Source organism: Paenibacillus terricola (assembly GCF_014779765.1).
Taxonomy (GTDB): Bacteria; Bacillota; Bacilli; order Paenibacillales; family Paenibacillaceae; genus Paenibacillus_T; species Paenibacillus_T terricola.
The window spans coordinates 785,227-809,542 of the sequence record NZ_JACXZA010000001.1 but is presented as its reverse complement, the minus strand read 5'-3'; the positions used below and the strand labels follow the sequence as shown (position 1 = coordinate 809,542).

The following is a 24,316-nucleotide window of genomic DNA, read 5'->3' as shown; positions in this document are numbered from 1 at the left end:
ACTGCCGATCCAACCTTATGCATCCAGCTGAACATCATGCGTGGATCGAACAACCGTCTTCTCCGCCTGCGGCCGAACGCGATATAGCGCATATAGAAGAATTAGGATGCCCACCGAGCTTGCAACGAGAAGCACGTACAATCCGGCGCCTTCCGGCAATCCGATCTGATTGCGAATGAGATAGTAGGTCGAGAACAGCACATATTCGTTGACGATCGTAATCCAGATGGAACGGTGCCAAATATACAGCATGCCGAAAATGACAGCGCCCGCCGTACCATACAGCGTCAGCGGCAAATCGCCCGAGAAGAATAGGATGCCGTACAAAATACCGGTAATGATCATCGCCGCCGTGACCGGCAGCTTGCTGCGCAGTTCGTTGAACAAAAGGGCACGGAACAACACTTCTTTGTACACCGAGTTAATAACGAAGAAGCTGAAGAAGACCCACGCGTTCTGATAGAGGAAAAAGCCGACGATGCTCTCAAAGCCAGGAGCCGCATCCTTCACCTGCGGAATGCTGAACAAGCTCATAACCCAGATCGCCATGCAGATCGCAAGGGCGACGTTAAGCAGCTGCGGCTTCCAGCCAACCGCTTCGAAGCGAGCGAGCTTCCACATATTTTGCTTATACAACAACTTATAGACGAAGTAGAACATCGGGAACGACAGCAGCGCGTTCGTGTATAGTCCGATAATGCCATGCTCGGCAAGCCCCGGATAACGCGGCAGAACGGCGTTATCCCAGATGACGACGAGAATTTGCAGCAAAATATAGTACAGCGCAACGATCAAGCCAATCCTGCCCGTTAGTACAGCATATGGCCGAACCGGCTGCCAGCCCTTCCATAAGATGAAGAGCGCGAAGACGATGAACAACAGCGACAAAACCGCGGAGAGCAGCAGCACAAACCCTGGAAGCTTCGCCATCGCGTCATGAACGCCCCACACTTTGGTCAGCATGATCAGACAGTTAACGACGGAGCCGATGATGATCGACGACCACAGAGAACGCAGCTTCGCATAAACGAGGCAATAGAGTACGCTGAGGAAAACAGACGTTACGCTCACCCAGAAGCTTGGCTGGAAATAGCCGTACACGAGCGAGGTAATGAGAACCGTAGCCCAGAGCGGGAGCGTCCGTCCAAGCGCATTGTACAAAATGCCGCGGAACAACAGTTCCTCGAAGCAGACGGCAAGGAAGCCGACGCCTATTAGCACATAGATGAATGAGTCCGCCCTGCTGAACGTGTCCACATACGATTGAAAGTCTTGCGTATTGTCTTTGACGAAGGGCAAATTCATTACGCTCAAGAACAGCAGCGTGCCTGCAACTCCGATGTACACAAGCAGCCGAATATCGGCTGCTTGCAGCTTATGGAACCTTGCCGTCTCCAGAATGCCTGCGATCCGCCCTTTGGACAGCTTCTGCTGCGCATAGGAGACGAGCAGGAATAAGAGGAAAACAGCTCCGAATACGGTACATAGAAACACCGGAATGTTGTCGTTCATGAAGTTTCGGTATCCTTCGAACTTATCGATGACCAGCTTGCCATGAAGCTCCGAAATAACCCAGAACACAAACAAATACAACACCGCATGCAGCACGGAGCCAGCTAGCACTTTCACATTGAATCTCACAATCGATCCCTTTCCTTTCGTCGTTAAGGTACGATGCTTCTACTCTGTCATGCCATAGCTATTGCTCCGCGCGGGATGCAGCGGCCGGTGCAAGCTTGCGGCAGGCAGCAGCGAAAGCTTGCAGCAACTGTGCCGCTTTCTGCTTGCTGACCACTGATGCATCGATGCGCAGCTGCAGACTGGACGCCGCAAGCTCAACTCCGAACACGACAGCCGCTCGGCTTGTCCAATCGGTCGTCAGCTCCGCAGAAGGCGCCGCGCGGAATACAACCAACGCTTCGCCATCCTGAATTGCCCTGCGTTTGGGTGCTGCAGCACGCACAGGCGAATATTCTGTCTGCCAGCTGCCGACGAAGGCCATTATGTCTGCGAAACCTCTGGTTTGGCGGAGATCGACTCGCAGCAGTCTCATCTCCTCGCCGAACCCGCAAACAGCCAGTTCATAGGCTGGTCGTCCCAATTGCTGAGCGAATACGAGCAAGAATATCCCAAGCGCTGCCTCTTGAGCAGCGAGCCCCGCCGATTGCCCAAGCATAGTCAGCTGCTCGACCGTTTCCTCCGGCAGAGTGGAGCGATAAAGCTGAATCGTTCTGCTCGGTTCCAGCTCGACACGCCAGCTGTCAGGCAGCGCAATCAACTCAGGCGTTACCGCCGTCTGTATACTTGATTCGTCTAAATATCTAGCCAGCTGCTCAATCGTCGGATATGCAAACAAGTCGCCTACGCTGACGGTTTCATACTGCGGATACCGATCCTGCAGCGCCCGATGAAGCCGAATGAGCAGCAGCGAATTGCCGCCCAGCTCGAAAAATTGATCGCGTGCGCCGACTCGATCTCGCTGCAGAAGCTCCTGCCAGAGAGCTGCCAACGCTTTCTCGGTCTCTGTTCGCGGCTCCTCGTAGGCTGTGCCTGTCTTCATGGACGTGCCGGCATGCGGTTGAGGCAGCGCTTTGCGATCTGCCTTGCCGCTTGCTGTAAGCGGCATTTGCTCCAGCTGCACGTAGGCTGTTGGCAGCATGTAGACTGGCAGCAGCGCAGCGCAGTGCTCGCGCAGCTCGCTTGCTGTGCAAGAGCGCCCAGCGACGATGTATGCGCATATGGAGCGCTCATCCTTCGATGTCGAATTTCCGTCAACAACGGTCACAATCGCTTCTGACACCGCTTCATGCGTCAACAGCGCACGTTCGATCTCACCAAGCTCGATGCGGTGACCACGAATCTTCACCTGATTGTCGATCCGGCCCAAGTAGTCCAGCATCCCATCTTCCGTCCAGCGCACCAAATCGCCCGACCGATACAAACGTCCGCTTAGATCATGTGAGAATGGATCTGGCACGAACCGCTCCGCCGTCAGCTCTGGCCGATTCACATAACCCGCTGCGACTTGAACGCCTCCAATGCAAAGCTCTCCTGCAATCCCGATTGGTTGAAACTCCAATCCGTTCGGACTCAAGACGTACGCTGTCGTATTATCGATCGGCCGGCCAATCGGTACAGCGTGCAGCCGAGCTCCTGGCTCGCATTCATACACCGTTACGTCGACGGTTGCTTCTGTCGGACCGTACAAGTTGATCAGCCGGGATTCTGTATTTCCCGCTGCCATCATCAAGTCGTAGAACCTCTCCACATGGCTTGGCTGCAGCGCTTCACCGCTGGCGAATACGTAGCGGAGCGTCCGAAGCTTGCGCTGGAGCTGTTCTACTGGCTTAAGCTGCGCTGATTCCGTGAAGGCCGCCAGCATCGATGGCACAAAATGAATCGTCGTTGCGCCGCTCGTCTCGATGGCTTGCAGCAGCGCATCGGGATCCCTCTCCGCTCCAGGCGCAAGGAAAGATGCAGATGCGCCGGCAAGCATCCACCAGAACAGCTCCCAGACGGAGACGTCGAAGCTGTAAGGCGTTTTCTGCACGATGACATCCTCCGCTTGAAGCGGATATGCCCGCTGCATCCAACCGATTCGGTTCATGACGGCGCCGTGGCGGATCATGACGCCCTTTGGTCTGCCCGTTGAACCAGAGGTGAACAAAATGTACGCGAGATCGTCGGCCGTGACGTTGGCTGCGCTGAGATGAAGATCATCGGTTGAACTCAAATGAGAAGACGTGCACTCGCCTTCCGTATTAAGCGTAACGATCCGCTTCTCGGGCAGCGCGGACGCCGCAGCATTCACCCAATCCTCCTGCACGCATATGACTTCCAGCCCGCTGTCCTCTGTCATGAAGCGCAGCCTCTCCGCTGGAAAATCCGGCGGCAGCGGCACATACGCGCCTCCCGCTTTCATAATCGCAAGAACGCCAACTATCAGTGCCGGCGACCGCTCGGTCATCAGGCCTACTGCGCCCCCCAGACGCACACCATGTGACTGCAGCTGCTTCGCCAGACGATCTGATCGTAGATCAAGCTCTTGGTAAGTCAGTGATATCGTGCCGCCGAATACTGCTGCGATCCGCTCTGGCGTACGTTTCGCCTGTAGACGGAACATATCATGCAGGGTCAATGCTTCGTACGGATGTTCCATTGCCGCCCTGTTGAACCTGTGCAGCAGCTGTTCCCGCTCTTGCTCGTCCAGCAGCGCCAACTCGCTGAGCGGTACATCCGGATTGCTCACCGCCGACTCCAGAAGGCGAAGCCAATGACCGGCCATCCTCTCGATCCGCTCTCGGCGGAACAGCTTCGTCCGGTATTCGAAACGGCATTGCAGCGAATCGCTGCCTGCCTTCTCGATAACCTCCAGAGTCAAATCGAATTTGGATGTTGATGTACGCTGGTCGACAGGTTCGAATACGACGTCTCCGCATGCGACAGCTGGAATCGACGTATTTTGCACAATAAACATGACATCAAACAATGGATTGCGGCTGTTATCCCGCCGAACCGACAGCTTATCGACCAGCCGCTCGAACGGATACCGATCGTTATCCAACGCCGAAATCGACTGTTCACGCGTATGCGCAAGCAGTTCGCGGAAGGTTAGGCTGCCGTGCGGCATACAACGAATGACGACCGTGTTAACGAACATCCCGATCATTTCATGAAGCTGAGAATGAGGTCTGCCGCCGACCGGTGTGCCAATCCAAATATCTTCTTCCCCCGTATACCGGTGCAGAAGCGCTTGGAACGCCGTCAGCAGCGTCATGAACATCGTTGCGCCAGACTTTGTGGTAAGTGATTGCAGCCGCGTCACCAGCATCTCATTCAGCTCGACTCGAACATCGTCGCCTGCGAATTCGAGCCGGTCCGGACGGCTGAAATCGGCTGGAAGCGACAGCGTCGGAGGCGTCCCCGCCAGCGTCTGCTGCCAGAACTGCTCCTGCTTACCGCTTTGTTCAGTCGACATCCACTGCTCCTGCCACGCACTATAGTCGACGTAAGCGGCTCTGGATGGCTCCAATTCTTGGCCCTCGTACAACGTCATAAACTGTCGAGCTAATACCGCGATCGACAGCCCGTCAGCGATAAGGTGATGCATCTCAAGCAGCAGCCGATGTTCTTGGTTGTCCACTGCTGCTAGCTGCAGCCGAAGCAGCGGAGCCTGTTGAAGGTCAAACGGCCGCGAGAAGCTGTCTGCTGCGGCAATCGAACTCGAGTGGCGTTCATCCACCCACTCCCATTCCGCTTCTGTCGCTGGCGCGATCCGCATGACAGGTTGTCCATCGACCCAGTGAAACGATGCACGCAGCATCTCATGCTGATCGATAAGGGATTGGAACGCCGCACGCAAGCGTGCCAGATCCAGCGGCCCCGTAATGCGCAGGGTTGCCGAAACATGATAGCCCGTACTAGCTGGATCGAGCTGCTGCAGCACAAACAGACGATTTTGACCCATAGACAATGGATATTCTGCTCGACGCGGCTGCTTCGGAAGGTCTTCATAACCGTCCGCCCTGCGTTCCGCATTCTGCTCATCAATGCGAGCGGCCAACTGCCTGACCGTAGAATGGTTGAAAATATCCCGCAATGACAACGTACACTGGAAGGTGCGATGGATGGAGGCCAGCAGAGATGCGCCCTTCAACGAATGACCGCCTATTGCGAAGAAGTCATCGTCCGCACCAATCGGCTCACGTCCAAGCAGCTCCTGCCAGAGCGCTGCCAATGCTTGCTCCGTCGCGGTTCTCGGCTCAATATGTGTTGAGCCCGTCTCCATGGATATAATAGCCGGCGGTTTCGGCAGTGCCTTCCGGTCTGCTTTGCCGCTTGCCGTCAGCGGCATTTGCTCCAGCTGTATGCAGACGACTGGCAGCATATACGCAGGCAGCAGCGCCGCGCAATGCTCGCGCAGTTCCGTGGAAGTGCAAGTGCGGCTCGCCACGATATAGGCCCATATCGAACGATCGCCTTCTGCCGCGCCATCAACGGTGGTTACGACCGCTTCTGATACCGCTTCATGCGACAGCAGTGCACGCTCAATCTCGCCAAGCTCGATGCGGTGACCACGAATCTTCACCTGATTGTCGATTCGGCCCAAATAATCGAGCGTTCCCTCTTCCGTCCAGCGTACGAGATCGCCTGTCCGATACAGCCGAGCGTCCGTTACATCTGAGAATGGGTCTGGCACGAACCGCTCCGCTGTCAGCTCTGGCCGATTCACATAGCCGGCTGCGACTTGAACGCCTCCAATACATAACTCTCCTGCGATCCCGATTGGTTGAAGCTCCATTCCGTTCGGACTCAAGACGTATGCTGTCGTATTATCGATCGGGCGACCGATCGGCACGGTGCGAAGCTTCGCCCCTGGTTCGCATTCGTACACGGTAACGTCCACCGTCGCTTCGGTCGGCCCGTACAAATTAATCAACCTTGACTCGGTATTGCTTGCTCGGGTCATCTGTTCGTAGAATCGATCCACATGACTCGGCTGGAGCGCTTCTCCGCTCGCGAACACGCGGCGCAGCGTTCGCAGCTTGCGCTGAAGCTGTTCTACTGGCTGAGGCTGCAATGAATCCGTGAAAGCCGCCAGCATCGACGGCACAAAATGGATCGTCGTCGCGCCGCTCGCCTCAATCGCCTGCAGCAGCGCAGCTGGGTCTTTCTCATCGCCAGGAGCAAGGAAAGTCGCTGATGCGCCAGCAAGCATCCACCAGAACAGCTCCCAGACCGAGACATCGAAGCTGTAAGGCGTCTTCTGTACGATGACGTCTCCCGCGTCGAGCGGATAAGCGCGCTGCATCCAACCAATGCGGTTCAAGACGGCACCATGGCGGATCATGACGCCCTTCGGCCGGCCGGTAGAGCCGGAAGTGAACAGAATATAAGCCAAGTCATCAGCGGTAACTGATTCATCATTGGTTAGAAGTTCATCATAGGTTTCTAGTTCAGAGCGCTCGCAATCGCAATAACCATCCTCATGAATCGAGAGAAGCTTCATCTCGGGCAGCGCACCTGCTGCCGTATCCCCCCATGCTTCCTGCACGCATACGACATCCAGTCCGCTCTCCTCCGTCATGAAACGCAGACGCTCCGTCGGAAAATCAGGCGGCAGCGGCACATAAGCGCCGCCCGCCTTCAGAATCCCGAGTACGCCAACCATCATGGCAGGTGAACGTTCAGCCATTAAGCCAACTGCGTAGCCACGTTGTACGCCTTGTCTCCGCAGCTGCTTCGCGAGTCGATCTGACCGCTCATTAAGCTCGCGATAGGTAAGCTGTGCCTTGGCGCCACCACCGAATGCCGCCGCGATCCGTTCGGGTACCCGTTCTGCTTGTCGACGGAACATTCCGTGCAAGGTTGCTTCCTCGAACCGATGCTCGATTGCCGTTGCGTTAAATGTATGCAGCAGTAATTCCCGCTCCTGCTCGTCCAGTAGTTCCAGCTCACGAATAGTAGCATCAGGACGTTCTACAGCCTGCTGCACCAGCTTTAACCATAAGCGAGCTAATCGTTCCGCCGCTTGACGGGTGAACAGCGCTTCGTTGTATTCCCAGACGCAGCTTAGTTCCCCGGATGCTTCCGGGAACACATCAAGCTTCAGATCCAGCTTCGCAGAGTTCGTATCCAGAAACCGCTGCTCGAATTGGCAGCCTGCTGCCTTGAACGCTGTACGGATGCCTTCCGTCTGGTTATGCAGCACGAGCATCGTATCGAACAATGGATTACGTCCTCGCTCTGGCGAAACCTCTGTAAGCGAAGTAATTAATTCATAAGGAACGCTGCCGTGACGGAGCGCATCCAGGACAGTCGTACGGGTCTCAGCCAGTAACTCTTGAAGTGAAACGTTGCCTGCCGCATGCATCCGAATCGGTACGTAGTTATTGAACATACCGACGATTGCAGCAGTGCTCGGATGATCGCGGCCCGCCAGCAGCATGCCGATTACGAATTGTTCCTGTCCGGTATATCGGTGCAGGAGCATGCCGAGCAGCGATTGAAGCACCGCCGACATTGGAGCATGCTGCGTCGCAGCTAGCTGCTGGAGACGCTTGGTCACCGAAGCGGGAAGCTGACTTTGTACCGTTCCTCCGCGGTAGGTACGCTTGTCTGCTCTCGCTGCAGATGCCGGCCATTCGATAACCGGAAGCCGACCTGCTAATTGCTGCTTCCAATAACCAAGTGAAAGCTCTATTACAGCAGAACCATGCCGCTTGCGCTCCATTTCTGCATAATCCCGATAACTCGCTTGCAGTCCCTCTAGCGTATGGCCAACCAACAATGCCGTAAATTCGTTCAGCAGCACATTCATCGCAACACCGTCAGCCGCAATATGATGGATAGCTAACAGAAGCTCATGCTGCAGATTACCATCTGTCACGAGCAGCGCGCGTAACAGCGGTGGAGAAGATAAGTCGAACGGTCGCAGCAATAGGTCGCTATGTTCCTGATCTGCTCGTCCTTCTTCGACATGAACGACACCCCACCAGCTGTCATTCCATTGTCCCGCCTGCAGCGGCACCGCTCTAACCTCTCCATTCTGCCAGCGATAGCTCGTTCGCAACGTTTCATGCCTTTCAATCAACGTAGATAATGCAGCATAAACCTTATCCGCTGCCAAAGGACCATCGGCTTGCAGCGCTACCGCAATGACATAAGCATTGCCGATCCCTTCCGCCTGCTCAACAAGCGCGATTCGAGCTTCAGCATAAGATGCAGCTGTGAACGGCTCATTCCGATCCGATCGAACCAAGAGTTGCAAATCAGTTGAACTAGCGGCTTCGCCGATTGCAGCTCCCGCTTCCTCTGCTGCTAGTCGAGCTAAAAGCAGCCTTGGCGTTGGACACTGATACAGCTCGCGAATCGATATATCCGTGCGCCAACGAGCGCTTATCGCATGAGCGGCATAAGCCGCCTTAAGCGAGTTGCCGCCCAACTCCAAGAAGTGGCTGTCAAGCCCAATAGTCAACTGCTCTTTGCCCAATGCCTCTCGCCAAATAGCGGTCAATTCTTCGAAGCGGTCCGGGTATTCCGCAGCATTTATCCCATCGATTGTCTCACTTGATAGGTTATCTTTCTCCTTCGAAACAGAAGTCTGGCTCCCCTGGCAATCGAGCTCCGCCAACTCCTGCATAATGGAAGTCCACTCACCAGCTTGCCAACGTTCAGCGAGCAGATACCGTTGGATCTTGCCGCTCGTCGTCCGCGGAATCGTCCGAATCGGAACGATGGCATATACGTCCATGCCCAACTCGCGATTTAACTGCTTCCTCCAAAGTCTCGCCTGCTCGGCGAACCGTTCCAGCTTGCCGCGATGGACGACGAATAAGACGATTTCCTCATCGCCGGAATCGGGCAGCTTTACCCCGCATACTGCCGCGCGGCCATTGCCGGTGCCGTCCAATTCCTCCGCTCGGCGTTCTACGTCATGCGGATAAACATTTTGCCCGCGAACGAACATGATGTCTTTGAATCGGCCCGTTATGATCAGCCTGCCTGCTTTCACAAACCCGATATCGCCAGTCCGCAGCCAGCCGTCAGCGGTGAAGGCGGCATGATTCGCTTCCGCGTTATTGTAGTACCCCGTCGTTACACCAGCTCCGCGAATATGAATGTGGCCAACCGCCAGCTCCGGCAGCATACGATCTTCATCATCCGCAATGCGAACCTCACAGTCCGCTACGGGCAAGCCGACGTCGACGAATGTAATCGTCCCATCCACTGTTTCTTCAGCGATAACGGCTGAACCGCCGAGTTTAAGCGATTGCTGCTGAACCGATACCGATACGAGCCGCTCCTCCACAGGCGGAAAAGTGACAGCGAGCGTCGCTTCAGCCATGCCATACACCGGAAACATGGCAGCCGGATTCAACCCGTAATCAGCGAGTGCATCGACGAAACGATCGGCCCACTGAGCGGAGATCGGCTCCGCGCCATTGAAAATAAGCCGGACAGCCGATAAATCCCAGTCGTGCCTCTCCGATGGCTTCAATCGGCCAAGGACATGCTTATAACCAAAATTAGGCGACGCAATGGACGTAATGCGATATTCAGATGTTTTGGCAAGCCACATCGCGGGATCCATCATAAATTGCGCCGGCTGCATCAAATATTGATTCATGCCAGCGTAGATCGGGGACAGGTGAAAACCGATCAAACCCATATCATGCGTCAGCGGCATCCAGCTGAGCGAGCGATCGCTTGGCGTTGAGCGCGAGCCTGATACGATCGCATCCATATTGGACATCAGGTTGCGGTTCGTGAGCATGACGCCTTTCGGATCGCCGGTCGAACCGGAAGAAAACTGAATGAACGCTAGGGAATCGGCATTCGAATCAGGCAAGGCATATGAGTCCCCTTCATCAACATGCTCAGACGAATACAGCTCCACGTGTCCGATACCTGACGGTTGATCAACGAATAGTTTCCAGTCCACAACAGCTTCAGCTGGAATTGAACCATTCCCCGAACCGATTACCTGAAGGAGCATCTTCGCTTCGTCTGTAATGAGCCAAGGACGCCGAAGCACCCCCCATACCTTGTACAGCTTCGCTAGACTCTCATCTCCACCGCCGGAAGCAAGCGGAACGGGAATCATGCTGCTAAGAACAGCCGCCCAGAAAGCTCTCACGAAGCTCCGCATATCTTCTATGCGAAGCACGACTTCATCGCCTGGCCGCATGCCATACGAGCGCAGTTGACCGGCAAGCTGAAGGCTCTCTTTGTACAATTGGCGGTACGAGAGCCGTTCATCGCCTTTTTTACGTATAAAAACGATACCTGCACCTGCCTCGTCCATAGCCCGCTGCTCGAGCATTGCGGCTAAGTCGGCAAATCTCATCGTCTTATCCCCTTTCCCACCCGATATTCGCATGCAAGAATTGAAGCTCCTCTGACAGAAGCGAGGTAATCGGTTCCGGATTGCCGTTCCAATAGAAATGGCCGCCTTCAAGCCTCGTGATGCGGCAGCCAGCCGATGTATGGCTGTGCCAGCCATTCAATTGTTCATCCGTCCATCGCTCAGTCGTTCCTGCAACGACAAGAAACCGATAGGGCAGCGGCGCCCGAGGCTTGTACACATACGTCTCAACGAGTCGAAAGTCTGCACGAAGCACGGGCAGAAATATATTGCGAAGCTGTTGGTCAGCGAACAGCTCGGAAGGCGTGCCGCCCATCTCTTCGATCCGCTTCATGAAATCGGCATCCGGCAGTTGATGGATGTTTGCATCCGTTCGCTCAACATGAGGGGCCGGCCGACCGGAGAAAATAAGCAGCGCAGGCGGCGGAAGTTGTCGCTCAAGAATGAGGTGCGCGGCCTCATACGCAATCATGCCGCCCATCGAATGGCCGAACAACGCATAAGGCTCCCTGTCAGTGACGTGATTCATCATCTGCTCTACCACATCTTCCGCCGCATCCTTCATTCCTTCATAGAAAGCGAGCTGACGGCGAACGCCTCTCCCCGTCAACTCAATTGGCATGCACGCGATGCCAGCCTGAAACCTTCTACGCCATGCAGCGTATAAATTGGCGGAGCCTCCAGCATACGGTAAGCACAACAATTTCAATCGGCGCACTCTCCGTCCGTTTATTTAGTCGTATGCTGCGCCAGATCACGTATCGTACGACACTGTGCGAACTGCTCAGGCGATATGAGATAGCCGCGCAGCTCCATCTCGAGTTCCATCTTCACGGCCAGCAAGGAATGGCCCCCGATTTCGAAGAAATCATCGAGCACGCTCACGTTGTCAAGTTCGAGCAGTTCCTTCCACAGCTCTGCGATTTCCGCTTCCATGTCATTCGCTGGCGGCTCATAAGCTTCATCCGGCCGCTTAATCGAGTGGGGATCCGGCAATGCGGATCGGTCAACCTTGCCATTCGAGGTGACGGGGATCGATGCCAACTTGATGAAATAAGAAGGAATCATATAAGGCGGCAGCTCGGTGCCCAAATAGTCACGCAGCGACCGCACCTGATATTCTTCTTCTGCGACATAATAGGCGCACAGCGACTTTACGCCGGCGGCATCAGCACGATCCAGCACGATGCACTGCCCGATGCCAGGATATCGCAGCAGCTTCGCTTGAATTTCGCCAAGCTCGACGCGGTACCCGCGGATTTTGACCTGATGATCCGTCCGACCGAGAAACTCCATATTGCCATCCCGCATCCACTTGGCGAGATCGCCTGTCCTGTACATCACACCGCCAGCTATAGGGGAATAAGGGTCAGCAATAAACCGATCCAGCGTCAGCTTCTCCGAGTGATAACCAGATGCTAAGCAATCTCCGCCGATATACAGCTCGCCTATTGCGCCGATCGGACAAGGCTTATAATTCCGGTCCAGAATGTAATAACGCGCATTGCGAATCGGTTTGCCGTACGGAATGCTTGCCCAAGCCGGATCCACCTCGTCAACCTCGTAACAGTTAGACCAGATACACGCCTCCGTCGCACCGCCAAGCGCTGCAACGCGAATGCCCGGAAACCGATTATTCAATTGGCCAGGCAGCGTCAGCGGAATCCAGTCGCCGCTTAGAAGAGCCAGACGGAGCTTCACAAGCTCCGACCATTGGCGTTCCATGTACGGCACGCACTGCGCTAATGCAGCAGGAGCCGAATCCCAGATCGTAATGCCCGCTTCTGCCATACGTTTGAGCCAGCCTTCCGGTCGTTTGACGTCTTCCTCCGGCACAATGTCGATAGCGCCGCCTGCCGCGAACATGCCGAACATGTCGTAGACCGACAGATCGAAACATAGTGAGGTAATGAAGAACAAACGGTCCTGCTCGTCCACCCCAAACGTTCTATTCACCCAGTCGATAACGTTTACGACCGGGCGATGCGTGACGACAACGCCTTTGGGCGTACCTGTCGAGCCAGATGTGAACAACACATAAGCGGTATCCTCCGGTCTCTCAACAGGATCGAGAGCATCTGCGCTCTCTTGCGCAATTCGGCCGCCTGTTACGTATAGATTGTGACCAGGCTCCATATATTCTCCATCCAAGGTCATCACGACATCATATCGATATCGCAGCTCGTTGCGGAAACCGGATCTGCGTGCTATCTCGATCGATACATTCGGATACATAGCCGCATAACCTTGGAAAAATGCTTCGCTCGCGTACAGATGTTGATCGATATTGAATCGGGACTGATAGACCATTCCATAATCACGGCGGAACTCTTCGAGCGAGATGCGGAACTCCTCCTTGGAATCCTCGTCGGGCACATCCGCAATCAGAATCGTTCCGTTTGGCTTCAGCAGACGCAATGCTAAACGCATAACCTTCTCCGCATACCGGTACCCGTCAAAGAACTGAAAAACACTCGGCAGCATAATCAAATCAAACGATGCCGCCTCCATGTCAGCCATGCTGTCCGCGAAAGCGGTGAGCAGCGAAACGTTAGCGAACCCGCGCTCGCGGCGAATCTGCTCATTGCGCTGTTGTGTTGCTGGCGAAGGATCAAGACCGACATAGAAACCGAACAACGGTGCCAGCTCGAACATAATCAAGCCGGAGCCGCAGCCTACTTCAAGCACCCGCCTATCATCTCTTGCGAACGGCCTTGCTAGCTCGACAATCCGGTTCACATATTGATTGACCTCTTCTTCTGTATAAGCAAGACCTGTGTAGGCGCTAATGAATCCGCCTGCCGATACCCGATCATGGGCCGCAGCGGATAGATCGTCAAACATCCGGACAATAAGATCCGGCTGCTGCAGGACTGGTTCTGCATGAACGTCCTCTTCATCAAGCAGAAGAATGCGGTCGATCGAACGTACGCGACGCGCCAGATCCGCAACAGGCTCCCAAGTCTGTTTCATCGTAACGATATGCGTCGCTCCTACTTCCTGAAGCACCGTCTCCAACCTTCGCTTCGGCCATGCAGCATCAAGCGGAACATAGGCCCCGCCTGCTTTGAGGATGCCCAGCACGGCGGCCACCATCGCAAACGAACGGCTGCACAGCACCGCTGTACGCGAGCCGGAAGCAGCGCCTGTCTGCCGAAGCGTTCTTGCAATCCGATTCGACCATTCATCTAACTCGCGATACGAGATCCGTTCATCCCGACACAGCGCAGCAATCGCATCCGGCATTCGAAGCGCCTGTGCCTCGAACAAGCTGTGCAGCGTTGCATCCGAAGGGAAAGGTCCTGCCGTTGCATTCCATTGCTCGATAACAAGTGAACGATCGGATGCCGGCAGCCACTCCAGTTCAACGAGCGTCGTATCGGTTTGCACCGCCAGTTCTCGAACGGCTGATTGCCAATGCATGCTGATCTGTTCAATGAACGCCTCTGAATACAGCTGTGCATTATAGGTCAGTTCCAGCAGCAATTGACCGTCCGCCGAATAACTGAACCAGAACTGAAGATCGGTGAGATTCGCGTCAAGCTCAGCCTTAGACTGCAGCTTGCTGTAGCCGACTGCAATCGGAATGGTCAGCAGTTCCTCCTCTTGAGCAAGCCAGCCGATCTCGCGAGCCAATCGATCAAAAGGATAGCGTTGATGCTCCATCACACCTCGAAGCATATCCCGCATGCCGTTCAAATACATTCTTGTGTTATCCTGCTGCCCGATCGCAACCGGCATCACAAGAAGATCGTTATCCATCCCCCCTTCCCTTGTTTGTTCGAACACGGGCGTCACTAGCAGCACTTCGTGCTGATTCGTATATCGGGCTGTGACAAGCGCAAGCGCGCCTGTCACAAGCAAGTACATCGCATAATCCGAACCGCCGCTTCTACCATGAAGCAGCGCCGTTAACCCTTCATCACATTTTAAGCTGTACTGGGCTAGCAGCGAGTCCAGCTTTCTGCTATCGGCTGGAACGCGTGTCAGCTCCCGGTCGTTCCCCAGCAGATTGCGCCAGAATAACCGATCCGCCTCATGCACGACACCGCTTAACGTTTGACCGTTCGATGCATCAAAAGGCATAGGCACCATTCTCCTTCACTCTTCCTTGTGGATTCGCCGCATACTGCTCGAGCATGGATGTCATAATGACCCGCTCGTCCTGCTCCATCTGAACGAGACGCTCACGCAATTGCTGAAGGAACCGCATATCCTGAGACAACCAAAACTTCAGAATCAGGTTTTTCATCACAAGCGCCGACTGTTCAATCCGCTCATATCCTTCTCTTACCTGCCGGTCGAACTGGAAAATCTCGTTCTGCTCCATGTAGTCCAGACGGGCATTCATCACCCGCTTGTGTTCCCACAATATTAGCAGCGGGCGATGATCGACGACATCTTTGCCGTTCAAGTGATCATCGACCCTGCGAATGAGCTCGCCGTACACATCGATTCCATACATCGAAGGGAATGGCGGCAGCTCGTCCATGGCGTAATTGGCGTAAGTGGTCGGCTTTGCATTCAAATAATCCTGCAGCTGTTCCATGACCCAATACAGCTTGAACGACATCCCTTTTCTGCGTTCCTCATTGATTCGAATCAAATGCACCATCCGATGAAAATCCTCGGAAAAGAACCCTTCGATATTGGCAAAAGACCGCTCTACATCCTCGTAGTCAATCAAGCGGGAGGCCAGCTTCTGGTTAGCGAAGAAGCCCATCACATGGAACTTCTTCAGCTCATCGTCATAGCCGTGGATCATCATGCTATGGACAAAATAGCGATTGTTATAGCTCAAGCTGCCGGGAATGTAATATTCATCAAGCGAGGCGAAGACGTAAAATCCTCGGCTAACTCGGTTACGGACAAAATCTGTAAAGCTGCCGGTCTCCTTGACGGAGTCCCGGGTCATCTGCTCAGAGCCCTGCAGGAAAGAGATGTAGGCCGAGAACGGACACGGCGTCGTAAAATCAACAAATAGCGAATTACCCTCGGTCCCGTTCGGAAAAAGCGTCACCTTGAGTTGGACATGATTGCTGTACACCCAGCGCATTGCAATTTCATCGGTATACAAAATGGAGTTGAAATAAGCATTGTGCGCGTATGTCGCAATATCCGGTTCTGCGATCGGTAGAACCCGTCTCGTATCCAAAGCGATTGCCATCTACATCAGCCTCCAGTGCTTTATTTGTGATGCGTACGTTTGCTATTAAAAGTGCATGTTCGAACAATCGCTAAAACTCAAAATCGAGCGCCGAACCAGTAGAAACAACTGGCTGCGCTTTCGCTTCATGAACTGGCAGCTCTACATCACCAATTCGCATAGCTGGATTGGCGGCAAGCTGCTCAAGCAGCAGCAAGTAATCAGAGGCCAAATTCTCTACTGTCGATCGTCTGAAGAGCGCGGAAGCATACGTAATCCACAGCAGCATCCCGTCAGCGTTGTCCCATGCTTGGAAGACGAGATCGAATCGCGTCATCCGCTCTTCCAACCGATGAGGAATTATCGCTAAGCCTTCTGACGAAGCGAGCGGAATTTCAAGATTTTGCAGAACGAACATCGTATCGAACAACGGGTTGCGTGAAGAATCCCGAATACCGAGCTTGCGTACAAGCGTCTCGAAAGGATAAGCGCTATGCGCATAATCTTCCATTACGTCTTGTTTCACTCGGCTGACAAACTCATCGAAGCGCATTTCTTCTTGCATTTGCTGTCGATGTGCCAGCGTATGCACGAACATCCCTACCATATCTGCCGCATCAGGATGGCTTCGTCCCGCATGCAGCGATCCGACCGTCCAGTTGCGATAACCCGTTGTACGAGTAAGCAGCACATAATAAGCGGCAAGCAAGGTCAGATGAACAGTCGCGCCGCATTGTACCGCAAGATGTTTCAAGGCTTCTGCCATGGAACGGTCCCATTGAATCGCTATCGTATCGCCTGCAAATTGACGTACCGTCCCACGTGAATAGTCGATCGGAAGCTCGCCGCTGCTCTGGCCGTCCGAGAAACGGCGAAGCCAATGCGCTTCCGCTTCTTCCATTCGGCTGTCATGCTCATTACCGCTCGTCTGCAGCCATTCGCTGTAATCCTTGTACTGCAGTTGAAGCGGCGCAAGCGGACGTTCTGACAACAGCGCCAATAAGTCATGAACGAGTCGACCAAGTGACATGCCGTCTGCGATGAGGTGATGAATCTGTATGAACAACATCGTCCTGCCATCGGACCAATCAATCCAATCCGCATGCAGCAGCGGTGCTTGTTCAATAGTAAACGTATGATTCATGTAATCCGCGACTTCAGACAGCTTCTCGATCGGAAGTGACAACTTGTTTAGATAAAAGGGTACATGCTCGCTTATCCATTGCACGAGCTCCCCATCCTGCCAGCCGAAAGACGTACGAAGCGGTTCATGCCGATCGATAAGCTTGCGCAGCGCATCTTCGAAACGATCCGCCGAGGCGCGCTCTCCGCTTACCCATAAGGCGAAGGGGAGGACATACAGCGAACCGGACTGCCTCGACTTCTCAACGGCATACACGCGACGCTGAGCAGGGGAAGCTCGATAGGCAGAAGCTTTCGGAGCTGGCGCAATCGGCCGGATCACGCGCAGCTGCCGTTCCTTCTCGATCAACGCGGACATCTCCGCAAGCGATGCATGCTCTATGAGCTGCTCAAGCGGTACATCTACGCCGAATTGCTCGTACAGCAATGATCCTAACTTGGCAGCCTTGAGCGAGTGCCCGCCGATTTCAAAGAAGCGGTCATGTCGTCCAATGTTGTCGACCGCTATCACCTTCGCCCATAATCGAGCTAATTCGTTCTCTACCGCGCCCTGTGGCGCTTCGAAACGCTCTCGCTCCATCAAAGCAGCCGCTTCCGCAGCGCTTGGGAGCGCCTTTCGATCGGGCTTGCCATTGATCGTAAGCGGTATAATCGGAAGGCGAACCCACCGTTCGGGCAACATATGACGCGGCAGCTTAGCTGCGAGACCGGCAGCCAGCATCTTCGAAGCCGGTGCTTCTTCGCCGGTATAATAGGCGATCAAGACATGCTCTCCGTGCTCGTCTGGCTTTGCCAGAACGACTGCAGTCTCAACGCCTTTCAAGCTGCGTATAGCAAGCGCGACTTCCTCCGTCTCAATTCGGAAGCCTCTTATTTTGACCTGCTGGTCAATCCGACCTAAAAACTCTATATCCCCCATTTCAGTCCATCGTGCTAAATCACCGGTACGGTAGACACGCATGCCGTCCTCGGGCATTAACACGAAACGTTCCGATGTCAAATCCGGTCGATTCCAATAACCTTGCGCCAATCCGATACCGCCTACGCACAGCTCTCCTGCCATACCTGTCGGCAGTCGCTGCATGCTGCCGTTCACAATCGAAACGGTCATATTCGGAAGCGGTCTTCCGATAGGAACGATCGAGTGAATCGGTTCTAATAATTCGTTCATAGCGAAGTCCTTAGCGTTCGGACACTCCCATACTGTTGCGCATACAGTCGTCTCTGTTGGACCGTAAGCGTTATAATAGCGAGCCTTGCCGTTCCATCGTGCAGGCAGCTCAGGATGGGCTTCTGATCCGGCTGTAATAAGCGTTCGAAGACTGGGAATCCGTTCGGGCGCGAGCTGCGCAGCATAAGCTGGAGGCAAAGTTGCCGTTGTCACCCGCTGTTCCCGTATCAGCTGTTCGAACAGTCTCGAATCGGCGATTCGATTAGGCTTAGCGATTACAAGTGCTGCTCCTGTAAGCAGCGCCATGGCGATTTCCCATATTGACGCGTCAAATGAAGCGCTCGCAAACTGGATAATACGGTCTTCGGGGCCAATACCCATTCTGTGCATGAACAAGTTGGTTAGATTAATAACTCCGCGATGTTCGATCATGACACCTTTCGGTTGTCCGGTCGATCCTGAGGTAAACAACAGATAAGCCAGCGCATCCGGCGCCGCTCTGCTCTCTTGTTGCGTGAAGCCAATTTGTGGGGAAGTATTTGAGGTTGTTAGATCTTGGATGTGGTAATAAGTGCCTGTCCAGCCGGCGGGACTGCCGCGATCTCCGATACAGGCGACTGCTTCGCTGTCCTTCAGCATGGCATCGATTCTTTCTTGCGGATAAGCGGGATCGATCGGCACATAGATGCAGCCGTTATGCAGGATGCCTAGGAACGCTGCAATCCAAGAAGCGGATCGCTCCATCATAACGACAATTCGATCGCCTGGGTTATAACCTGCACGACGCAGCTGCGTCGCTGCGTTAAGCGCTTGAATGTGAAGCTCTTTGTAAGTCCATTCGATACCTTCATCCACAATGGCAAGTGAAGTCGGCTGCTTGGATACGAGTCGCTCGAATGCCTCGATAATGGACTGCTCGGAATCGAAAGGATGCGTCGTAGCGTTCCATTCGTCCTGCCTTGCTTTCTCGCATTCTGACAGCAAGTTTATCTGCTTGAGCGGGGTTTGGAGTTCGCCGCTAATCGCTGTCGATAAAACTCGCATAAACAGATCGGCTAATGATGCAAGAAGTGTCGAACTATAATTGGCGGCACCTGTCAGCTCCATGCTTAGCTTTCTTTCATCCTCTGCACGTATTCTAAAGACCAAATCTGCCTCATCATCTGGTACTTTAACCATGCCATGCAGCGGCTCATGGACGAATCGAATCCGATAAAGTCCATTAGGAAACGAGTCACTTATCGCTTGATACAGCTGTTCATGCTGCGAATGCTTATTGCAGTGCTTCACTGTCTCCAGGTTACGCTGTAAAGCATCCCGAAAGTTTTCCGATCCCGGTCTGTTTCGACATCGGATCGGCATCCACTGAACGAAGTTTTGTGACGAAATTGTAACTTCAGAGGCAACCATTCGACGGATTGCTGGCATTGCGATAACATGATCAGCGCCATCGAGGGCAAGTGTAGAAAACGTTTCCGATAATGCGGTCAACAAAAAAACAGCTTTCAAATCTTCCCGACTTTTGCAATATCGATCGATCTGATGAGTTTCGGCTATCCATCGACATACACGAGAGGATTGCTGCCCAGGGGAAAGCTTCGAATCGGGCATCATCACCTGATCCGCCTGCCACCCTTCCAGCAGCTTGGACCAATAGTCGCGAATTTGCCCCTCGGTTAATCGATCATCCGACAAATGTTGATTCAAAGCTTGTTCAACCCCTTTGTTGAGTATGAGGCATTGTACCAGCATTTCGACATTTGCTAACAAATTCACATTTTGACAAATATGACTATAGTTAGATCGTTTAACCTGTACATTTCGTTCTGATTGTAATCATAGATGGAACATTGGTCAATAGGTCTGGCTGTTCGTCAAGCAACATACATTCGATTGATAATAACTTTCAATTTTCTAGAAATAATATAATGCTGCTTGAAAAAAATCGTGATGAATGAAAACTTCAATACGCTGTATCCTCTGTATTATTCAGACAAATCGCTCTCTAACTTATTCATATAACTAAATATTTACATATAAAGATTTGATTCCATTATTGTTGAAGCACAAATTATTCTTGAAAAAAGACAGAAAAAAACCTGCGGCATACACCGCAGGTTATCCAAAGTATATTTTAAAAAAGGGGGTCGAGTTCTAGTATAGACCGACCATGTTAAAGGAAGATGTTAATCCTATTACAATCAGATTACAAAATATAAAGCGTTTACGTCTGCTCCTGATTATGCCTTCTCGCCGGCATTGTGCCTTGCGCCCACTCCGCAGCGGCCTCCATGTCATCCTCCCATTCGTCCAGCAGCATCGCTTCCTTGCGATCAGTGAACAGAAGACGGCGATTCGCCCGTTCTACACTTTGCTCCTTGCGCGATTGATGCATTCGAATTCAGCTCCTTTACGGTCATTCGTCTGCCGTAACTACGGCATTTCGCTATCCGTATTGTTTCCGAATTCGGGTAAAGTAATCGTCGCGGCGCTAAAGAGGTTGTTACTTATTCAAACTTGGGCTGGAGGCGGCACTCGGACTGTCCAATATAAGCGTAACCGGCCCCCAATTGACCAAGGAGACGTCCATCATCGCACCAAATCGACCTGTTTCGACATGAAGCTCTGCGTCGCGCAGCAGCTCATTGAAACGATTGTACAGCGCTTCAGCAGGCTCTGGACGAGCTGCTCCCATGAAATTCGGGCGTTTGCCATTGCGGCAATCGCCATACAACGTAAACTGCGAGATCGACAGAACCGACCCGCCGACATCTCGGATGGATAAATTCATTTTGCCCGCGTCATCTTCGAAGATGCGCAAGCCTGCAATTTTGTCCGCAAGCCACTTCGCGTCTTTCTCGGTATCTTCATGCGTAACACCAACTAGCAACACGAGACCGTGATCGATCGCACCTACTGTTACGCCATCTACCTCTACGGATGCCTTCTTGCTGCGTTGCAGTACAACTCTCATCTGCATCTGCCCTCAATCCAAAGACCGCCTGCCCAAGGCGGGCAGGCAGTCGTGTAATGTGCTATTGCATAATCCGCTGAACGGAATAAATATCTTTGACACGTTTGATTTTCTCCACGACGGATTCCAAATGCTGAACGTTGCGAATGAGAATCGTCATGTGAATCATCGCCATCTTATTCTTCACAGCTCGGCTCGTAACCGCCGAAATATTCGTCTTGCTCTCGGACACAGCCTGCAGCACTTCATTCAGAACGCCTCTGCGATCATGGCCGGTAATCTCGATATCGACACTGTAATTCGCCTCAACCGATTCTTCCCACTCCACCTCAATGACGCGATCTGCTTCTTCTCCCTCGCCTGCTGCCGGGATGTTCGTGCAGTCCAGCCGATGCACGGATACGCCGCGACCACGTGTAATGTACCCGATAATCTCGTCGCCTGGCACAGGATTGCAACAACGTGCGAAACGAACAAGAAGGTTATCGATACCTTTAACGGTAACGCCGTAATTCGGACGATTCCGCTTCGCTCCCGGCGACTTCATCTCATGCGGCTCGTTCGACAGCTCGATGAGGTTTGCTTCCTCTGCCTCTTTGCGGAGCTTCTCCGTCAGCTTCGAGCATACTTGAGCGGCTGTGATGCCGTTAAAGCCGATAGCTGAGAGCATATCTTCAACATCGTTAAATGTGAATTTAGTCGCAACTTCCTGCAGCTTATCATCCGTTAACCATACCGATGCTTCCAGTCCAAGACGCTTAATCTCGCGTTCGAGCAGTTCGCGTCCTTTCGCGACATTCTCGTCACGCTTCTCCTTCTTGAACCACTGCTTGATCTTGCTTCGCGCATGCGAAGACTGTGCAATCTTCACCCAGTCCTGTGATGGACCGTACGAGTGTTTCGAAGTAAGAATCTCAACGATATCGCCTGTCTTTAGCTTGTGGTCGAGCGGAACGATGCGGCCGTTGACCTTCGCGCCAATCGTGCGGTTACCGACTTCCGTATGGACACGATACGCAAAGTCCAGCGGTACGGAGCCTGCAGGGAGCTCGAACACTTCACCTTTCGGCGAGAACACGAATACAAGATCGGAGAAAAAGTCCATCTTCAACGATTCGACAAATTCCGATGCATCCTTCGCATCCTGCTGAAGCTCGACAATTTCGCGGAACCAGGACATTTTGTCTTCAAAATTGCCGCCTGCTACAACATGCGAGCTGCCTTCCTTATAAGCCCAGTGCGCAGCAACGCCATATTCGCTCGTCCGGTGCATGTCCCATGTCCGAATTTGCACCTCGGTTGGTTCCCCATTCGGTCCAATGACTGTCGTATGGAGCGACTGGTACATGTTCGTCTTAGGCATCGCAATATAGTCCTTGAAGCGGCCTGGCATCGGTCTCCACAGCGTATGAATAATGCCAAGGGTCGCGTAGCAATCTTTAATATTGTCGACTATAATCCGAATCGCAAGCAAATCGTAGATCTCGTTAAATTGCTTGTTCTTGATCGTCATTTTCTTATAAATGCTGTAAATATGTTTGGGACGGCCGGAAATGTCGCCTTCAATGCCCATTTCCTCCATCTTTTCAAATATTCTTGCAATTACGTCCGCGATATACCGCTCACGTTCGGTCCGCTTCTTCTTCATCAGGTTAGCGATCCGATAATACTGCTGCGGGTTCAAGTAGCGAAGAGCAATGTCCTCCATCTCCCACTTGATCGCACTGATGCCGAGCCGATGCGCAATGGGACAAAAAATTTCGAGCGTCTCATAGGCAATACGGCGTTGCGCTTCTTCCGACTGAAATTTCAGCGTACGCATATTGTGGAGCCGGTCAGCGAGCTTAATGAGAATAACGCGTATGTCCTGAGCCATCGCCACGAACATTTTGCGATAGTTCTCATTCTGCTGCTCTTCTTTCGACCGGAATTGAATTTTCTCTAGCTTCGTCAGGCCATCGACCAGCATCGCACACGTATCGCCGAACCGCGCGCGTACAGCACTTAATTCTACGGTCGTATCTTCGACAACATCATGCAGGAGTGCCGCAATAATCGACATCACATCCATCTGCATGTCGACAAGAATCTCGGCTACTGCGACTGGGTGCAAGATGTACGGCTCACCCGATTTACGGACTTGGCCGTAATGCGCCTGCTCCGCAAAAGCATAAGCTTCGCGTACATGCAGCAGATCCTGTTCCTTCATGTAGGCCGATGCCTTTTCAAGTAACTGCTCTATGCCCATGCAACGTCCCTTTCCGAAACGAGTCGACTCCCCCGTTTGCCCTAATCAAACTATCAATCGTACACGATTCATTCATAATGGATTAAAGCTATTATGCCTGTTAAACCAACGCGGCGTCAACTCTTTGGCTGTCGATGCACGCCCGGCATCAATATACACGAATAAAACAAACACGCCCTTAACGGACGTGTCTGGATATAATCAATAGCTAACTTGTTCACGTAAGCTTACGCTGCTTCACTACAATTAGTACGTAATGAGCGAATTAATCTCGAACCCACTGCCGAGTTTCTCACGCCCTGGCAGGTAGCCAAGCTCAATAAGGAACGATGTGCCAACGACTTCGCCGCCGAGCTGGCGGATCAGATTGATCGTCGTTGCAATGGTACCGCCCGTTGCGAGCAGGTCGTCTGCAATAAGAACCCGCTGGCCTGGTTTGATTGCATCTTTATGAATGGCAAGGCTGTCATTCCCATACTCAAGGTCATAGCTTGCTTGCACGGTCTCGAACGGCAGCTTACCTGGCTTACGGACAGGAACAAAGCCTACGCCAAGTGAAATGGCAAGCGGAGCGCCAATGACGAAGCCGCGAGCTTCAGGACCGGCTACTACGTCAATCTCCAAATGTTCAACCGCAGCCTTCATTGCTTCTATTGCGGCACGATAGGCAGGGCCGTTCTGAAGCAGAGTCGTAATATCTTTGAAACGAATGCCCGGCTGCGGGTAGTCATGGATGACGCGGATGTAGTCTTTGAAATTCATGAAGC

Annotated in this window: 10 protein-coding genes; all 10 read right to left on the bottom strand. The window is 53.2% G+C overall.

What is annotated here, in order from left to right; translation table 11 throughout:
- Window positions 1-15 precede the first annotated feature (15 nt).
- The 10 genes from H8B09_RS03515 to H8B09_RS03470 all read right to left on the bottom strand — a co-directional run bounded on the left by H8B09_RS03515 (window position 16) and on the right by H8B09_RS03470 (window position 24,311).
- Complete coding sequence (locus H8B09_RS03515) at window positions 16-1,641, bottom strand: type II CAAX endopeptidase family protein (protein ID WP_318152527.1); 1,626 nt, start codon at window positions 1,639-1,641, stop codon at window positions 16-18.
- Between the two features lie 58 nt (window positions 1,642-1,699).
- Window positions 1,700-10,849: a non-ribosomal peptide synthetase gene (locus H8B09_RS03510; RefSeq protein WP_191202068.1), complete on the bottom strand. Its 9,150-nt coding sequence runs from the start codon at window positions 10,847-10,849 to the stop codon at window positions 1,700-1,702.
- Window positions 10,850-10,853: 4 nt separating this feature from the next.
- The gene (locus tag H8B09_RS03505) at window positions 10,854-11,585 is read right to left on the bottom strand and encodes a thioesterase II family protein (RefSeq protein WP_318152526.1); all 732 of its coding nucleotides are present in this window, start codon (window positions 11,583-11,585) and stop codon (window positions 10,854-10,856) included.
- A gap of 11 nt (window positions 11,586-11,596) precedes the next feature.
- The gene (locus tag H8B09_RS03500; RefSeq protein WP_191202066.1) at window positions 11,597-14,953 is read right to left on the bottom strand and encodes a non-ribosomal peptide synthetase; all 3,357 of its coding nucleotides are present in this window, start codon (window positions 14,951-14,953) and stop codon (window positions 11,597-11,599) included.
- Window positions 14,943-16,034 (bottom strand): hypothetical protein, encoded by a 1,092-nt coding sequence (locus tag H8B09_RS03495; protein WP_191202065.1) that lies wholly within the window; start codon window positions 16,032-16,034, stop codon window positions 14,943-14,945. Before H8B09_RS03495 ends, H8B09_RS03500 begins: the two co-directional genes overlap by 11 nt.
- Window positions 16,035-16,104: 70 nt before the next feature.
- A complete protein-coding gene (locus tag H8B09_RS03490; RefSeq protein WP_191202064.1) occupies window positions 16,105-20,034 on the bottom strand; it encodes a non-ribosomal peptide synthetase in 3,930 nt (1,309 codons plus the stop codon).
- Between the two features lie 517 nt (window positions 20,035-20,551).
- Window positions 20,552-20,722: a hypothetical protein gene (locus H8B09_RS03485; RefSeq protein WP_191202063.1), complete on the bottom strand. Its 171-nt coding sequence runs from the start codon at window positions 20,720-20,722 to the stop codon at window positions 20,552-20,554.
- Between the two features lie 108 nt (window positions 20,723-20,830).
- Window positions 20,831-21,301 carry a D-aminoacyl-tRNA deacylase gene (gene dtd, locus H8B09_RS03480; protein ID WP_191202062.1) on the bottom strand — a complete coding sequence of 157 codons (471 nt, stop codon included), beginning with the start codon at window positions 21,299-21,301 and terminating at the stop codon, window positions 20,831-20,833.
- A 61-nt stretch (window positions 21,302-21,362) separates the two neighbouring features.
- On the bottom strand, window positions 21,363-23,549 hold the full coding sequence (locus tag H8B09_RS03475; RefSeq protein WP_191202061.1) for a RelA/SpoT family protein: 2,187 nt from the start codon (window positions 23,547-23,549) through the stop codon (window positions 21,363-21,365).
- Between the two features lie 246 nt (window positions 23,550-23,795).
- Entirely contained in the window at window positions 23,796-24,311 is a 516-nt protein-coding gene (locus H8B09_RS03470) for an adenine phosphoribosyltransferase (RefSeq protein WP_191202060.1), read from the bottom strand.
- Between the last annotated feature and the right edge of the window lie 5 nt (window positions 24,312-24,316).

What these genes read in the sequence shown, in the direction of transcription:
- H8B09_RS03510 (WP_191202068.1), bottom strand. Translation starts at nt 10,849, where the DNA reads ATGAGATTTGCCGACTTAGCCGCAATGCTCGAGCAGCGGGCTATGGAC.
- H8B09_RS03500 (WP_191202066.1), bottom strand. Translation starts at nt 14,953, where the DNA reads ATGCCTTTTGATGCATCGAACGGTCAAACGTTAAGCGGTGTCGTGCAT.
- H8B09_RS03495 (WP_191202065.1), bottom strand. Translation starts at nt 16,034, where the DNA reads ATGGCAATCGCTTTGGATACGAGACGGGTTCTACCGATCGCAGAACCG.
- H8B09_RS03485 (WP_191202063.1), bottom strand. Translation starts at nt 20,722, where the DNA reads ATGCATCAATCGCGCAAGGAGCAAAGTGTAGAACGGGCGAATCGCCGT.
- dtd (WP_191202062.1), bottom strand. Translation starts at nt 21,301, where the DNA reads ATGAGAGTTGTACTGCAACGCAGCAAGAAGGCATCCGTAGAGGTAGAT.
- H8B09_RS03475 (WP_191202061.1), bottom strand. Translation starts at nt 23,549, where the DNA reads ATGGGCATAGAGCAGTTACTTGAAAAGGCATCGGCCTACATGAAGGAA.
- H8B09_RS03470 (WP_191202060.1), bottom strand. Translation starts at nt 24,311, where the DNA reads ATGAATTTCAAAGACTACATCCGCGTCATCCATGACTACCCGCAGCCG.